Here is a 15,951-nt window from a genome sequence, read left to right on the forward strand (position 1 = left end):
CCTGACCATCGTCCGCTTTCGGCCGCGTTGGAGCAAATGCAACTGCTTTGTCTGCTGCTTGCCTGCGGCTACACGGCTAGCTTTTGGGCACGCTTAGTGGCCGCACCGTCGCACGAGCTCTTCCAGGCGCTTGAACTCTACAGTCGCCGTCAACCTCTCCTCCCCTTTGCGAATCTGGTCTAGACAAGTCTTCAACTCGTCCGCAACCCATGTTGCATCATTTTTCGTCACTACGTTCAGCAGTGCAAGGATCTCGCGGGGATGATGGACACCGAGGGCGCCTTCCGATGCCTGGTGATAGATGCTGCCGGGGTGTTGCACTGGCGTCAGCCAGGCCCCAAGCTCGCTGAAGGCGTCTGCGATTTGTCCCTCTGCCCAGATGCATAGCTTAGCGAAGGCCGTGCTGATCCCTTGTGAGTGCCGGCTGGCGTCCTTGGGCCATGCTGCGCGGATGAACGGCTGCACCCGGTTGCGCCAGTAGGCCGCAGGATCGCCCGCGTTCCTGACACTTCGCGCCAAGAGGGTTGCCGCGTGGTCCAGTCCCGCTTGCGGCAGCGCTGCGAGCGCTCGCACTAGTTCGTCCCGCGTGAAAAGATCCTCCGCCTCGAGTGCTGCGGACAGCAGGAGATCGACGAACTGGTTGCTATGGCTGCCGAGCGCTTTGTACCGGCCAGCCGTTTCGAGGAAGCTGACCTTGATTGCCTCGAGCAGTGCGCGATGGAGTCGAGGCGACCACAGAAAGCCTTCCCAAACCGCTTGTGCTTGCGTTGCACTTTTGTGCCAGTCAAAGAAGTGGAGGAAATGCTTCTTTACCCAGTCGCGGTCGGCACGGTACAGCGAAACGATGTTCGACGCGATAAGAACCCGGCCATGGACGAGGTTCGCTGCCTCACCACCTGAAATATCCGCAAGGAACTCGGCCACCTTAAGCGGCAGTGTCTGGTCGTCCTTCGGTTTTGCGGTGTACCACAGACGGAGAATTGCGTCGGTAACCTTTCCAATGGGATGATTGATTGCATCATCGACTGGATGACTTTCGCTCTTTGGCTCATCTTCGGGGCACACCGCGATCACTCTGGCGCAGAGTTCAAAAAAAATCGACTCGTTGGTTGTCAGACCCGCCACCATCGCGCGCAGCCAGTCGCTCACGGTATGTCGTGTCTCCACGAGGTCTTCGTCCGGCATGCCAAGAAGCGTTGAACTCAGCAAGTCCCACGTCAAGGGCTGCGCCTCTGGAAAGGCCCAAGCGGAAAGCGCCGTCTGCCAGCGAGACGAAGGCCATACGCCGTCCCTTGCCAGCGCGATCAACGCCCGGCTAGCCAGATCGATGTCTTGGACGCAAAGCTCACGCCAGTCATCGGACTGCCAGAATCCGTCAGGAGTGCCGCCTCGCAGTGCCTCGACGAGATCCGCGAGATCTCGAGGAAGCGGGGAATGCCGCATGTCCTCCGACATGGCGCTATTGCCCGCAGACATCCACGAGGTGAATTCCTCCCGGTGGTTCTCTGTGAGCTTCAAGTCCGGGTGTCTGGTGGCGAGATCGTCATACCGTTGTTGCGCTGCTGATGCCAGGGGCATCCCGCCAACGACGAGATTCATCAAGGCCAAGAATTCGATTTCATCGTAGTGCTCGCTGAGGGCTTCCGGATTGCTCCACCCAGTCGTCAAGGTAGCAGGCGGTCCCGCGAGAATTAGGAGTTGCAGGGCTACAGCGGCTTCCGCATCGAGGTGCGGTGCCCCCGAGCGCAGCCATGGCATCACCTCGCGTCGCGCTTCTTCGCTCCAGAGCCATCCGCTGTCATCACTTTGGATCCAGCCAAAGACTACCGCTGGCCTGACCGCCGAGGGGTAACTTGCTGCGAACAGCGCTAATCGCTTGAACAGCCGGTAGGGGGTCGCCCACCAGCTACGTGCTACGGCGCCCGCCTGTTCAGGATCTACCTTGACGGTCTCAAGCCACGCGTCGTGGAGCAAATCGATCAGAACTGTCCATTCGTTGTGATTCGTGTTTTGCTGATGCTCTGCAATGGAAGGCCGAAAATAGTGCGTAGGTGAGTCATATCCGTTGTCGTCCTTGAGCAGTTCGGTCAGGCTCACCGCATCCATGAGCAGGCTCGTGAAATTGGGCAACAGTGACGGAAGCGCAGCTCGCCACTCGGGCTTTTCCCTGAGCTCCTTCAAAACCAGCGAAACATACTCTGCCGTGAGCGTCAGCTCCCAGCCAACAATTTCAGATCGCCTCTGGGCGCCCGTGAGGCTTGCTGAACCCCAATACGGCTTATGCAGAGTCAGCTTCGGAGCAAGATACTTTTGAAGTTGATGCCTCACAATCCACGACATCCCTTGGGACTCGAATAGCTGCAGCCACCCATAGAAGTTGTAGGCGGCGCCCTCGGCTTGCACACGATCGGTGAGAAGCAGATCCCAGAAGGGGCGCAAAAGCGGTCCGGGCACGGCGGACGGTGACGCCTCGAGCTCTGCCTTGTAGGCCTCTGGCTGGGTCTTCTTGAGCACCTCCAGTCGACGTAAGTGTTGCTCGATGCTGGTTTGCCAGACAGCGTGCAAGCGACCGCCTCTCTCAGCTATCCAAATGACCAAGTCCGGGCTGTCGAGGTGCCGCAGAAGCCAGCGTGACAGCTGGAACATCACTTGGTCTAAGTTACCGTTCGCGCTCGTATCACCCCGGTGGGCTAGGCGCATCGGGGGCGCCACCCTGGCCGGCGTTGGCCGGGACAGTACGCTGAACGTTGGCGAGTCGGCGTTTACGGCAGTCGCAGGCAGGTCGAAGCGGGACACATCGTTGACTCCGAACCGCGCGCCGGAGAGCGGCTCCAACCACGAAAGAGGGGGTGGAGGGGTCAGTTCGGCAAAGCGTCGGGCTGGCATCCCGGAGGGGTGGCAGATCGCCCAGACAACACGCCCAACATAGTCGTCTTCTTTGGTGCTCTGCTGCGGTGGGTAGCTGGCGTACTTACTGACGAGCGCTTCCTTGCCGAGCGCGCCGTCGCGATGCATATCTGCCCACGCGATGAGCGTCTGATGAAGCGCTGCGTGACCGTCATCGCCGTTCTTCGATTCGTACAAGACCGGCTCGACCCCCTTTGCGCTCCAGTTCTCACGTGCTCTTGCTTGCTGTCCCGCCTTGTAATCACCGAAGGCATAGGCCTGAGGGGTCGCTTCACCTAGCCGCCGATCGGCGGCCAAGGCATCCATCATGTACCGCAGGATAGGGTCGTTGAGGCTGTATCCGACGAAGCACACGACGAAGTTTCGAAACAATTCGCCTACGAAGCGGGCAGCCCATCTCTCTGTCAGGTAGGCCAGACCGAAGTCGCCGCTCGTGACGATCAGTCGCTGCAAGGCAGATTCGCTAGGGCTTTCGGGCAGCAGGCCGTGGAGATACACGATGCCATCCCATCGGCTGGGCTTGGGCACTGGCAGCATCGGCGCCGCGTACGATTCCACGCCGAGTTGATCTCGGCTGACAACGTGCTCGAAGATTCGGTCGAAGTTCGTGGTGACCAGGCGGCGTTGCCCTTTCGCGCTCTTGGCCAGTTGCAGAAGCGCGGCGTGCGTTTGCGTGGCTTCGGGGCGAGAGAGGTCGGTCGTGAGAACCTTGGCCAGCGCTTTGCGCACGCCAATGCGGCCCGACGTCAGCCGCCACTCCATGGAGTCGAGCGTTCGGTCGTACTGCCACGACTTAAACAGTGCTGATTCCGCTGCACTGAAATCGGCACCGAGCTCGTCACGGATTTTGATCACGAGATCCGCGAAGCCAGGCAGCTTTGCCGGGTACGAAATACCGGCGCCGCAGAAGAAGACAACACGGCCTTCCTCATGCGCCTCGAGGAGCGAGTCGGGGACATCCGGGCCATTGGTGATGAACTGCATGTTTCTTGGTTCTGGAAGCTATCGATTGGCTTGGCAAGACGTCGCGCGTTGCTACCGCGACTAGGGTACCCTCGATCCGGACGGCAGATTCGTACTCGATGCGGTTCTTGACGAGGCTCGTCTCGGTGATCGGCGGGCGCAAATCGGACTGGGCTCGATTGCAGAATACAGGGCGCCGATAGTTTCCGATTCTCTGTGCGAACGTTGACAGGCAACGTGATCGTCAGGTAGCGACGTCTGCTTTGCGGGGCGGATTCAACTGGTCGATGCAACGAAAAAGGCTCCCGTTAGCCGTGCTTGAGGAAGCAGCGCGAGTTGCCACACAGAAAGCGCCCGTCTCATTTCCAGAGCTGCCCGTTCACCATCGAGCGAACCTGATGGTAGATACTTTCTGGGAAGGCGATTTCATCAGGTTTGAGCTATACCTACCTCAGGAAACGCCGCGTCCAGAGTCACCAATGACGTGAATTGAGCTGGTGGAGATGCCGTAGGCGCGACGATCTACCTAGTCGACCGGAACGGTGATTGGACTCCGGGCTACCCCTCTACCTCCGTTGCTGCGCGATCACTGAGAATCCCGCGCAGGGACAAGTCCAAATCCATGCCACCAAAACCAGGTACAACCCGCAAACTGCGGAAGACCCAGCACATCGCCAAGGGCGGCGTCATCCAGCCGTCGTCGCAAATCCTTCTGCTGAATCCCGACCAATGGGAAGAGTTCATCCTAGCCGCCGCGCGCCAGCGCAATCTTTCCGGCGGCAGCCACTATGCGGTCGTCAAGCGCCTGGGCGGGGCCGGGGACGGTGGCCGCGACATTGAGGCGCGGTATGGCCAGGCGTTGGTGCGTGACGGCTGGGACCTGTACCAGGCCAAGCACTACGCGCAGGGGCTGACGCAGAGCGACGCCTTTCCGGAGATGGCGAAGTTCTTCAAGCAGTTGGCCTTGAAGACCTACCCCCGCCCGACTTACTACTATTTCTGCTGCCCGAGGGCGGTCGGCAACGAACTCCACAACACGATGGCGTCGGGCGCCGCAGCCTTCAAGGCAAAGTTCCTCGATGCTTGGAAGAACGAGCATACCGGCATGAAAGGCAGGGCGGCCGAGCTGACGCAAGTCGTTCAGGCTGCCATCGACGATTTCGATTTCGCCCGCTTCATGGAGTGCCCTGTGCACAACCTGCTGGCCTGGCACGCGCTGGACAGGGTTGCCCACCATGACCTTTTCGGCATCGTGCCCGAACGCGGCGACGATGGTCCGATGCCTGTCCAGCCCGCCGGACACGAAGACGTATATCTCGACGAGCTTCTTCGCGTTTACACCGAGCACAAGGCTTCGCCCGTGACCTGGGTCGACGTGCCCGGCAGCGATTACGAGGAACACCTCACTGCTCAGCGGCAGACCTTCTACTGCGCCGAGGGCCTGCAGCGCTTCAGCCGTGACATCTACCCACACGAGCAGGAGTTTGAACGGCTGCTGGATATGGTTTACGTAGGCATCCGCCCCACGGTCGCCCAACTCCGTCTCAAAACGGGGATGGACCGTGTCGACGCGACCGTCGACAAGGCGTCGACGTTGCAAGTCCAGGAGAGCCGCCTGTCACCCCAGCTTCGTGGGGGTGACCTGCCTGGCACCTGCCATCACCTCGTCAACGGGGGTAGGCTCAAGTGGGTCAAATGAAGAAGTCCAAGCCCATCGCCGCCTTCAACTCGCCTTTTGAACTGGGCGTTCGGATGGTCTACCTGCTCAACTCCTTGCAGCCGGCCGGCGCCGACCTCCAGAAGCTCGTCCTGCTCGACTACGCCATCGTGTATTCCGACGATCTCGGCGGCCCCCCCAGCCTTCACACCCCGGTGCCCTACCGCGGGAGCGAGTACCTGAGCCGCCGCGACCTCATCGCCCAAGGGCTCTACCTGATGAGCACCCGCGGCCTCGTCGCCGTTGCCATGGACGAGACCGGCATTACCTACTTCGCCGGTGACAGCGCCAGGACCATGGTCGGCGCGCTAACGTCACCCTACTTGCGCGAACTGGAAGGCCGGTGTCGGTGGGCGGCCGCGACCTTCACCACGCTCAGCTCGCGGGACATGACCGAACGATTTGCCCAACAAGGGCACCTGTGGGGTGCCGAATTTGAAGTTGCCAGCGCACGGGGGCAGCAATGGCAATAACGCTGAAGCACTTGTCGGTGCACGGTCCGGGCCTGTTGCCAGCCGTGGTGTCGTTCGGAGGGCATCGCACCCTCATCCGCGGCCCCAGCGAAACAGGCAAGTCGCACATCTGGGACTGCATCTGGTTTCTGCTGGGGGGTACAGGGACACTAGAACAGTTTCCAGAGTCAGAAGGCTACGACTCGCTGGAGCTCGCCTTCCTGCACGATGAGCATGAGTACCTTGTGCGCAAGGCAATGGCCGGCGGCGCCGCGCGCGTACTGGTGCGGCTGGACGAGATTTGGGTCGCGGACGGTGCGCCGAACCCGCTCGAAGACGTCGCGCAGGATCTCGGTGAGTTGCTCGTCAAACTGACTGGCGCAGAAGGCAAGAAGGTCCTTCGCACACGAAGTGAGAAGGGCGCCATCACCGGTGACGACCTAAGGCATTGGGCGCTGCTCTCCCAGCCCGGGATGATTTCCAGAGACGCGACCAAGGGCAAAGGTCATGGCTCGGACAGGCGCGTCTCTTCCTACTCGCTCTTCCTCAGCGGCCTCGACGACTCCGCGGTGGAGCTCTACAAGAGCAATTCCATCAAAGACCAAGCCAAAGGCAAGTTAGCGGCCGCCGAGTCGGAGATGGCGCGCCTGGAGGGCGGGATTCCTGATGACACAGATCGGGCATCAATCGTCGCCGCCCTGGCACAGGTCAACGAGCGTCTTGACATGTTCGCCACGCAGTTCCATGCGCGCTCGTCGGTTCTGAAGGAATTGCGACAGAAGATCGCCGCAGAAGGAGATGCTCTCACTACTGCATCGACACAGCTCGCCAGCGCCACATCGATGCACGAGCGCTTCGCGTTGCTGGACCTGAAGTATTCAAGCGACCTTGCCCGGCTCGGAGCCACGGACGAGGGCATCGCCTTCTTCCAGGCCTTGGAAGAGACGCCCTGCCCGCTCTGCGGCACGCCGGTTGAGCAGCACGTGGATCCCGGCAATCTGAAATCCAAGGCGCCAACAAGGTACCGAGATGCCATTGCCGCCGAAGCCGAGAAGATTCGCGAACTTCGGCGCGGCCTGCAGCCATCCCTGGCCCATGAGATGGCGCGCATCGCCACTGCCACCGCCGATGTACAACATCTGACGGCGTCGCTCGAGGTCCTGGAAGAGAAGGAGACGTGGGCCCTGCGGGCCGCGGGGCAGGAATTCGATGCGGACCCGCGTGAGCTTGCCGAGTCCCACACGCGGTTCTCGTCATTGATAGACGCCTTCGACGAAGTCGATCGGCTGAAGGGTGAGATCGCCCGTCTCGAGCAGGAAACGAAGCAAAAAAGGACAGCCCTCGTCCGCAACGTGGGGGCGCACGGCGATGAGGTCGGGGCGATTGCGCGCCAGATGCTCAACGACTGGGGATTCACGTCCATCAAATCGGTGTACGTTGACCCGGCTGCCTGCGACCTGGTCATCGACGGCCGTCGGCGTCTCAGTTATGGCGCGGGCAAGCGCGGCCTTTTCCTTTCCGCCATGACCATCGCGTTGATGCAGCACGCACTGAAGGAAGGCCACCCCCACCTAGGCGTGGTCGCGCTGGATTCGCCGCTGAAGTCCTACGCCCAAAAAGACTCGGCAGACACGGATCGAGACATTCCACCGGCCACGGTGAACGCAAGCTTCTACGGCTGGCTGTCGCGCTTCAAAGGCCCCGGCCAGATCATCGTTCTTGAAAACGAAGCGGTAGATCCGGCTACAGCCCGCGCTTTAAACGCCATCGAGTTCACCGACGACAACACCCGCGGACGGCAAGGCTTCTATCCGCCCAGGACGGTGATCGCCCCGCCGCCAGCGTCGGCGAGCGACGGGACCGAGCTCGACGATTTCGCGTAGTGCGCCCATAGGAGACGCTGAAAAGCGGCCAGTTCTACCCCGTCTTAAATGTCCGTTTTAGAGCCCTAAGCGGCGTTTCAAAGTGCCGTGAAGCGGTCGTTGCTTCCGAGTGCACCTCAGCTTCGAAATCACCTTTGCTTGAGAGCCAAGAAGGAAGCTGGCTTGAGCCTCGATCTTCTCCGCCAAAGTCGATGCATCCTAGCTTTGCCTCTGGCATCGTAGATACGCAGCCGTCGCCTATATCGGAGCAGGGGATGGTCACACCGCAGCGCAGTCAGTACGCCCTTTTGCTATCGCCGATCATCCAGAGCAGCTTGTCCACAATCCGGATGTCGTACTGATACTGTTCCTTGTGCTTTCGCCGCAATTCAGTGAGTGCGGGTGTGTGAACGGTCAGCAGCTTGCGGACCAAACCCTGGTAGCGCATATACGTCGCGACGGCGGGATCAATGTCGGCGAGCGCTTTGATCATCGGCGCCGCACCAATCCGCTCAGTGCCCGCGAGGTCAGGGTCAACGCATTGAAGGGTCACCAGTGCGCGATGAACGAATGCGTCGTAGATGACGATGTCGCGGGGGTACAGGCACCAAAGCAGCTTGGACGTTGCCGACATCCAACTTCGCGACTTCACCTTGAAGAGCGCAGTCAGCAGTTCTCGATATAGGTCGGCGACAGTTGCGTCGTTGACGCGAGTGATGCGGCGGTGTTGAAGCGCGAAAGTGAGAAATCGCTTCGCGATCTTGTTGCGAGAATCGCCCTCGATACCTTGGAAGAGACCATAGTTTCTCATCCACTTCTTAACAAGTTCATGGTCGGCCCCGTTCGTGCGCAGCATATCGACCATGAGCGGATCCTCGTCAATCTGTCGCTGCATGTCACACGCGATGGGGTACTTCTCCTCCAGGTATTTCTTGAAGCTCATAGGTATTCTTTAGTTGTCGGGGCACGCGGGCTACGCGCACCGCATCGATGATGCCAGGTAACGGAATCCGCCTGGTAGCACTTTGGAGTCGGGGGGCGGAATGGCATAGCACAGCATGTTCGAAATCGCGGTACGGGCAAACGTCTGATTCTGGCCGAGGCTGTGTGGAAACGCCTCCGGCGCTCCAGTATGCCGAGCATTCGCGTCGCGAGGGCCGCCGCTAGGCCCGCAGGCCATCCAGTAGTCGTAGGCGGGCACGAACGGATTTGAAACCCAGCGGGCCCTCTGCGCGCCGTTGAAGCGCCGTAAAGAGGCTCACGCCCCCACCAGCCGCACCGCCTTCATTGTTTTCCTCATGCCCAGGATGGCGATCACTCGTTTGAGGTTGTAAGCCAGCACATGCAGGCTCATCTCGGTGCCCACATGCGCCAGCGTCTTCGTCAGGAAGTGCGTCGAGCCCATCCAGTGCTTCAACGTCCCGAAGACATGCTCCACGGTGCGCCGTCGCAAGGTCATGGCCTCGGGCTTCTTGTCCAAGCGCTGCTGCACACGCTCGAGCACCTCTTCATGTTCCCATCGGCGGATGCGCCGGTAGTCGGCTGTCGTGCATTGGCCCTTGATCGAGCATGTGGGGCAGGCACTGGTCCAGTAGACATGGGCGCTGAGCCCGTTCCTCTCCAGCGTGCTGAACCGGTAGATGGCCCGCTCGCCCGCAGGGCACTGGTACTCATCGTCCTTCGCGATGTAGATGAAGTCGCTCTTGTCGAAGCGCCCCTGGGCCTTGGCGTTCGAGGTCATCGGCTTGGGCACGAAGGTCGTGATGCCCGCGTCCTCGCAGGCCTTGAGCTCGGTGCCGTTGAAGTAGCCACGGTCGGCGAAGGCCTGCAGCTTCTTCGTGTCCATGGCCTCACGTGCGGCCATGGCCATCTTGCTCAGCTGCGCCCGGTCGTTGCCGATGTTCGTCACCTCGTGCGCCACGATGAGATGGTGTTTGGCATCGACCGCCGTCTGCACGTTGTAGCCCACCAGGCCAGAGCCCTTGGCCTGCGAGTTCATCGAGCGGGCATCGGTGTCGGTAGTGGAGATCTGCCCGTCGGGCAGCTTCTTCAATTGCTCCTGGGTCTCGTCGAGCTGGCGCATCTGCGCGCGCAGGGTTCGGATCTTGTCCTGCAGGCGTTCGGTCTTCGCTTCCACCTCAGCAGGCTGTGTGCGATCCGCCGTCTCCAGCGCGTCCAGGTAGCGCTGGATGCTCTGCTCGATCTGGCGCTGGCGCGCATCGACCTTGGCGGGCGTGACATTGCGGTCGCGGCTGTTGACAGCCTTGAACTTGCTGCCATCGATGGCCACGATGGCTTGCGTGAAGAGTTTGAGCTCGCGGCACAGACCGATGAAGCGACGGCAGACATTGCGAATGCCCGCGCCGTTGTCGTGGCGGAAGTCGGCGATGGTCTTGAAGTCGGGCGCCAGGCGCCCGGTCAGCCACATGAGCTCGACGTTGCGCTGGGCTTCGCGCTCAAGGCGGCGGCTGGACTGGATGCGGTTCAGATAGCCGTAGATGTAGAGCTTGAGCAGCACACCCGGGTGGTACGCAGGGCGCCCGGTGGCTGCAGGGTCGGCGCCACCGAAGCCCAGCGAGAGGAGATCGAGTTCCTCGACGAAGGCATCAACGATGCGCACCGGGTTGTCCTGGCCGATATAGTCGTCAAGGCATTCGGGCAGCACGGTGACTTGCTCACGGGACTCGCCTTGGATGAATCGCTTCATGGGGCACCTCGCTCAGAACGGGTGCACCGATTTTAATTTTGGAAGAGCGGGACTGGAAGTCTTTTCACACAGCCTCGGCCGACTGTGGCCGGTCATGCAGGCGTCGCGGACGGGTCCGTCGCAGAAAGTTCAGGCCACTCCGAAGCGGACTCTCAGTAAGCGACCAGCCAGCCCATCTTGACCAAGTAGTCGCTCATCTGGCCCGCAAACTAGACTTCGGCGGTCGGCCATAGAAGGTCATTGGACGCCGTGACTCAATCTCGCGCCTACCGCTGCATCGACGGAAACCTCTCCGAAATGCCGCTAGTCACCAAACCAAAAAATCACCCAGAGGCCGACGGTGCCATACGCGACGAGCATGGTCAGTGTTTCGCTTTGAAGAGCAAGGCGCGCACGCTGCAAACGAATACGAATCATCATTTTGACCCTCGCTCTCCACAGACGCTCCCCTCGGCTGAGGTTGCGCGAGGTCCGTCCGTTCGTCAAGCCGACGTTAGTTCACACCGGGTACGGCGCAGCGCATGCCGCAGGTAGATGCGGTCGGGGGTGACAATTGGATTGTCAGAGCAGCTGCAGTGAGCCCCGAGTGGCCTCCGATCCGCGCTGCCAGTTGTGCGGAAGCAGGTCATCGATGCGGCTGTTCAGTTGCATTGGCAGACGCGTGAGAACGTCCTTGAGGTACGCCCACGGCTCATGGCCTTGGAGTTTTGCCGATTGCACCAGGCTCATGACGATCGCGGCACGCTGGCCCGCCAGTTCGCTGCCCGCGAACAACCAAGCCTTGCGTCCCATTGCCCATGGCCTCACGAGATTCTCAATGCTGTTGTTATCGATGCTCACCTCGCCGTTAAGCAGGTGGTTGGTGAGCGCCGGCCAGTGGTTGAGGCTGTAATCGATCGCCTTGGCCGTGGCGCTGCCGTCAGGCACGTGACCTCGCTCCAGCGCGAGCCACGCATGCAGTTGCTCCCACAGCGGCCGCGTGCTCTCGCGCCTAGCAGTCAACCGTTCATCGGGTGTCATCAAGATCATCTGGCGCTCAGCCCTGTAGATTCTCGCGATGTGCTGCAAGGCCTCGGTCGCGACCGCGCTGCGCCCGCCGTCGCGCAACAGCTCGTCGAACTTGCGTCGCGCGTGCGCCAGGCAGCCGGCCGCCATGCGATCTGGCACCGCGCTCAACACGCTGTCGTAGGCCTTGTATTCGTCGCGCACCAACGTGCCGCGCCAGCCTTTGCGGTCGTTGCCCGCCGCGCCGAGAAACGCGATGGGGAACCGCGCGCCTCGCCCGACGCAGAAGTCGTAGATCACACCCGGCACCGCATCGAAGGCGCCGCGGGCATAGGCCCAGACATAGGCGCGTTTGGTCTTGCCTGCGCCTGGGTCGAGCATCGCTACGGGCGTCTCGTCGGCATGCAACACGCGCGCAGCCAGCACGAAGCGCTTGTGGGCTTCGTACAGCGGCTCCAGAGCCGCGCCGGCTTGCCCGGACCAGCTTGCCAGCGTTGAGCGAGGCGTGTGCACATTTGAGCGCGCGTTGATTGCCTTCTGCCGGTAGTACGGCAGGTGGTCGACGAAGCGACTGATCAATGTGTGGGCCACGAGTCCGGCGGCAGGCATGCCGCCATCGATGATCTGAGGTAGCGCCGGTGCCTGCACGAGGCACTGGCAGCAGCGGCAAGCCCACTTGCCGTAGATGTGGCGGTGCACGAAGAACTCTGCTGGCACGATGTCCAGCCGCTCGCTGACGTCCTCGCCCACACGCGTCATCGGCTTGCCGCACTCTGCACTCGGGCAGTTGGTGTTCTCGGGCTCGTGGTGATGAACGACGCGACGCAGCTCGTCGGGTAGAGGTTTGCGACGTGGCGCGCTCCTGGTCTTTGCGCTGTCTTCGGACGACGCTGGCGCCTCGACCTTGGCTTGCCGCAACAGCGCCAGCAAGCTGGCCTCGTCCTCGACCAGCGTCTCCTCGAAGAGCCGACGCTGCTCGGCGCTCATCGCCTCGGTCTTCGCGCCGCCCTTCCAGGCCTTCAGCCGCGCGAGCTGGAAGGTGATCTTCTCGATCTTGGCGTCCTTGAACTTGATCTCGCTGTCCTGGTGGCGTAGGCGCTGAAGCATTTGCTGCGCCAGCGCGGTGACGGCCTCAGGCGCCAGACCTCGCAGGTCTTCGTCCTTGAGGTCGTGTAGCTCTTGCATGCGCGGATCATGCGGGTGGTGGCGTGTCGCCGCCACTGGGAGATGCGCTGTCAACGCACCGCCTCTCGAGCTCTGCTCTAGAGCCGCGTGATCGCGCCCATCTCGGGTAGCCGCTGCCAAGGCAGCCCGACCACGAGCGCATCGAACTGCGCTTGCGTCAGCGCGATCGGCTTCGCCGTGTCGAGCTCGCGTGGCCATGCGAAGCGACCGACGTTCAATCTTCTCGCAGCACACCACACGCCGAAGCCGTCGTGCACAAGCATCTTGATGCGCGTGGCCCGCGCATTGGCAAACATGTAGCTGTGGTGGGCGTTCGCGCCTCCCAGCGCGTGCACCACGTGCGCAAGCAGCCGCTCGGCGCCCGAGCGCATGTCCACGGGCTTCGTGCACAGCCACAGAGCATCGATGCGGATCAACTCAGCACCTCGCGAAGCCACGCTCTGCACAGTCTGCAGCGGCTGAGACGGGCCACGTCACGCTCACACCGATCGCGCCGCGCTTGAACTCAAGACGGATCTCCTCGGCCGCAACAGCAGCACCCGTAACGATCGCTGGCGCCGAGGGCGGCGGCAGCGGGGGCAACGACAGAGAGATGAACTGCGGTGCCGACTCGGCAACGGTCGTCGACGTTGCCGGTGGAGCTGGACTCGCCCCACGTCCGCGACGCCATTGATGCACGAGGTTGTCGTTTAGCTGGAATGACAGCGCAACCGCTGCAACCGATGCTCCTGGCGCTGCGCAGGCGGCGAGAACTTGCGCCTTGAACTCTGCGCTGTGACGGCGCCGTTGCTTCGGATTGACTTCCATTGATGATGTCCAGCTAACTTAGATGGACAGCATGGTCTTCGGCTTGGCTTCAGTTCTCAAGGTGGAGAGGCTGGTCGCTTACGACTCTCATGTACCAACGAAGGTTCTTGGGGTCGGTATCCGAACAGGCGGCGCTATAGCCGCAGCGCAAGTGCCTCGTACTCAGTCAAGAACGATTGAATGAACGACTGTTAGGTCTTCGCTCTAGCTTTGTATGCTTTGCGGGCAGCTAGGGCTTCGTTCACCGCTGCTTGCAGCTTGTCCGGGAGCGGCGGCAATTCGTCAGCATTGAAACCTAGTTCGAGCCTTGGCCGCAACTGCATAAGCATGTCTTCCACAGTTGCGTCGTGCCGCATCCTCCAGAGGTAGCCAACACGATAGCGCCAAGTCTGCATGATGTGCTCGCGAAGCGCACTGCGAAGCGACCTGAATGCCTTCAAGTAAACCTGTTCGTTGTCCGCAGCCCTCAAGGCAAGGCCGGAGGCAAGCATCTCCAGCTCGACCACCATTGCTTTTCCAATGATCTTCTCAACCCCATCGAGCCCTTCACCGACTTTGGCTTCCTTCGCGACCAGTCGCTGCGTTTCCCGCGCAGTCGCGGTTCGATGCTCGTCCATCTTGATCAGATCGTGATGCGCCATTTGCGCCAGTTCGATGTCGTCGAACGCTGATGGGCGAGCACCGCTTTCGAACAGGAAAGCAACCTCTTTGTAGTCGAATTCGTAGTCGCCATAACGCATGAAATTTGGGCGTACGAGTGCCCAAATGGGTTCGTCGCCAGTCAGCGTGATGCGCCTGCAGTCCTCCGCGAAGCCAAGGCGGAACAGGGTAAAGTCGTTGAACTGGTTCTTCAGCGTAAGGAGTGCCAGATTGCCAGCAGCAAGGCGTTCGTTGAAGCGGCGGTTGGCGTCGTACATACGTGCCAACCCAAAGGCCAAAAAAGCGCCCACAAACGGACCGATGACGTAAGTCCACGGCGATGTTGTCATCCTCACCCCAGCGTAGCTTTTGTGAATTCTGGCCGATAGTACCCATTCGCGCCAGGCCGTGGGACGTCGGTAACCGCTGCAATGCGGACATCGCCAATGTCCGCGCTTGACTGACGATTCAGAATGAAAGCTCATGCGTAGGCGCCACTCTGGGTACGGGAGAGCATGTTCGATACGATCGCTTGGCCCTCTGCAGTGTCCATCAGTGCCGCAGGTCGTTGCCCACCGAGAGCGGATAAGGGCTGATCGAGCCACTGAGCAACCCAGGTAGCCGCATCAAAGCCATCGGGAGTTCCGGATGTTTCGACCATGGCCTGTGTTTGCCCGATGAGGCGACCGATTCCCAGCACTCTGGACGATTCTTCGGCCGACAAAGGCTGATTTTTCTTGACCTTTCGCTGAATGGTCGCGCGCGGCAGGCCAAGAATGACGAGCAGTTTGTCTTTCGAGACGCCCATTTCATCAGTCAACCGTTCGGGTCTGTCACTCGTATATCCGTTAGGGACTAGGTTTCAGGTTCGAATCGAATTACGGGTTGGCCCTCTCTCTCAATTGACTCATTGAGTGATGGCGTCTAGCAGCGGCGAGAGTCGCAATGGCCTTAAGCCGGGCGACTGGCCACGACGGTGGAGACTGTGCAGCACCAGTGATCGAAGCGTCCGCGCGGTTCTGATGTGGCGCAGCGACCAAGTCCCTGAGGCGAAAATGATGTCTACCAAAGAGATTCTGGAGTGCGTAGGTTCGAATCCTGCCGTCTTACTCTTGTTGCGGCTCTGCGCTATTGCGCGCTTAGGCGCTCCGCAACTTCGCGTGCACCGAGGTCTCGCACTGCCGCAAGACTTTCGAGTTGCGCCGCCCGCGGACGTGCCTTGCCCTGTTCCCAGTGGTAGATCGTCTGCCCGGACACGCCAACCAACTGCCCATAACTCGCCGCGGATAGTCCAAGCTTTGCGCGATGTGCCGCCAACCTGATTGCGCTGAATCGGCGCTTCGTCCCCGTTGCTGCTTCATGGTCCGAATCGGGCACCGTGGCGGGGCGCGTCGCTCCCTTCGCAACACGGCGCAGTTCCTTCTCGAGCGCATTCACTTGGCGACGTAGCTCGGCAATCGACGCGCGATGCGTGACGGATGCCTTCTTGAGCGTTTCGATCTCGGCGCGCACTTCTTTGCGAGCAACGCGGGAGATCTCGGCTTTGAGGATCGAGGCGATGTTTGGCATGGACGCATTGTGCCGTCCCATTGCAGCGCTGATGCTTTCTGCGAGCCTGAGCATGAAAAGCGACAGCGGTCGGCATCGAGGCGATTCCCTGAGCGGATTTTTTCTCCCTGGCCTCTACCAGCGCCGAACCACTGTCGA

The 15,951-nt window shown here is 61.0% G+C and carries 12 protein-coding genes; 3 read left to right on the forward strand and 9 right to left on the reverse strand.

The genetic code is table 11. From position 1 onward, the window contains the following. Window positions 1–93: 93 nt before the first annotated feature. The gene (gene dsr1, locus BM013_RS09340; protein ID WP_093125753.1) at window positions 94–3,891 is read right to left on the reverse strand and encodes an anti-phage defense-associated sirtuin Dsr1; all 3,798 of its coding nucleotides are present in this window, start codon (window positions 3,889–3,891) and stop codon (window positions 94–96) included. A gap of 601 nt (window positions 3,892–4,492) precedes the next feature. Between dsr1 and BM013_RS09345 the strand changes: the two genes are divergently transcribed. From BM013_RS09345 to BM013_RS09355, 3 genes are read left to right on the forward strand one after another with little or no spacing between them, the layout of a single operon-like run. Next, complete coding sequence (locus BM013_RS09345) at window positions 4,493–5,569, forward strand: ABC-three component system protein (protein WP_093125755.1); 1,077 nt, start codon at window positions 4,493–4,495, stop codon at window positions 5,567–5,569. After that, a complete protein-coding gene (locus BM013_RS09350) occupies window positions 5,566–6,060 on the forward strand; it encodes an ABC-three component system middle component 2 (protein WP_093125758.1) in 495 nt (164 codons plus the stop codon). Before BM013_RS09345 ends, BM013_RS09350 begins: the two co-directional genes overlap by 4 nt. Further along, on the forward strand, window positions 6,051–7,922 hold the full coding sequence (locus BM013_RS09355) for a hypothetical protein (RefSeq protein ID WP_143098250.1): 1,872 nt from the start codon (window positions 6,051–6,053) through the stop codon (window positions 7,920–7,922). Before BM013_RS09350 ends, BM013_RS09355 begins: the two co-directional genes overlap by 10 nt. A 274-nt stretch (window positions 7,923–8,196) precedes the next feature. Here the strand turns inward: BM013_RS09355 and BM013_RS09360 are convergent, their stop codons facing one another. The 8 genes from BM013_RS09360 to BM013_RS09395 form a co-directional block, all read right to left on the reverse strand. Beyond that, a complete protein-coding gene (locus BM013_RS09360) occupies window positions 8,197–8,844 on the reverse strand; it encodes a hypothetical protein (protein ID WP_093125763.1) in 648 nt (215 codons plus the stop codon). Between the two features lie 315 nt (window positions 8,845–9,159). Beyond that, complete coding sequence (locus BM013_RS09365) at window positions 9,160–10,608, reverse strand: IS1182 family transposase (protein ID WP_093125765.1); 1,449 nt, start codon at window positions 10,606–10,608, stop codon at window positions 9,160–9,162. A gap of 561 nt (window positions 10,609–11,169) precedes the next feature. Further along, window positions 11,170–12,798, reverse strand: coding sequence for an IS66 family transposase (locus BM013_RS09370; RefSeq protein WP_093125767.1), 1,629 nt, complete (start codon window positions 12,796–12,798; stop codon window positions 11,170–11,172). 77 nt (window positions 12,799–12,875) lie between these two features. Continuing rightward, a complete protein-coding gene (tnpB, locus tag BM013_RS09375; protein WP_093125770.1) occupies window positions 12,876–13,214 on the reverse strand; it encodes an IS66 family insertion sequence element accessory protein TnpB in 339 nt (112 codons plus the stop codon). A 1-nt stretch (window position 13,215) separates the two neighbouring features. After that, window positions 13,216–13,605, reverse strand: a complete 390-nt coding sequence (locus tag BM013_RS42190) for a transposase (protein WP_093125772.1) — start codon at window positions 13,603–13,605, stop codon at window positions 13,216–13,218. 191 nt (window positions 13,606–13,796) lie between these two features. After that, the gene (locus BM013_RS09385) at window positions 13,797–14,594 is read right to left on the reverse strand and encodes a hypothetical protein (protein WP_093125774.1); all 798 of its coding nucleotides are present in this window, start codon (window positions 14,592–14,594) and stop codon (window positions 13,797–13,799) included. Window positions 14,595–14,725: 131 nt separating this feature from the next. Then, a complete protein-coding gene (locus BM013_RS09390; RefSeq protein ID WP_371279778.1) occupies window positions 14,726–15,064 on the reverse strand; it encodes a type II RES/Xre toxin-antitoxin system antitoxin in 339 nt (112 codons plus the stop codon). 308 nt (window positions 15,065–15,372) lie between these two features. After that, window positions 15,373–15,813, reverse strand: a complete 441-nt coding sequence (locus BM013_RS09395) for a helix-turn-helix transcriptional regulator (RefSeq protein ID WP_093125779.1) — start codon at window positions 15,811–15,813, stop codon at window positions 15,373–15,375. Between the last annotated feature and the right edge of the window lie 138 nt (window positions 15,814–15,951).

The sequence above is a fragment of the Variovorax sp. OK605 genome (assembly GCF_900115445.1).
Classification (GTDB): domain Bacteria; phylum Pseudomonadota; class Gammaproteobacteria; order Burkholderiales; family Burkholderiaceae_C; genus Variovorax.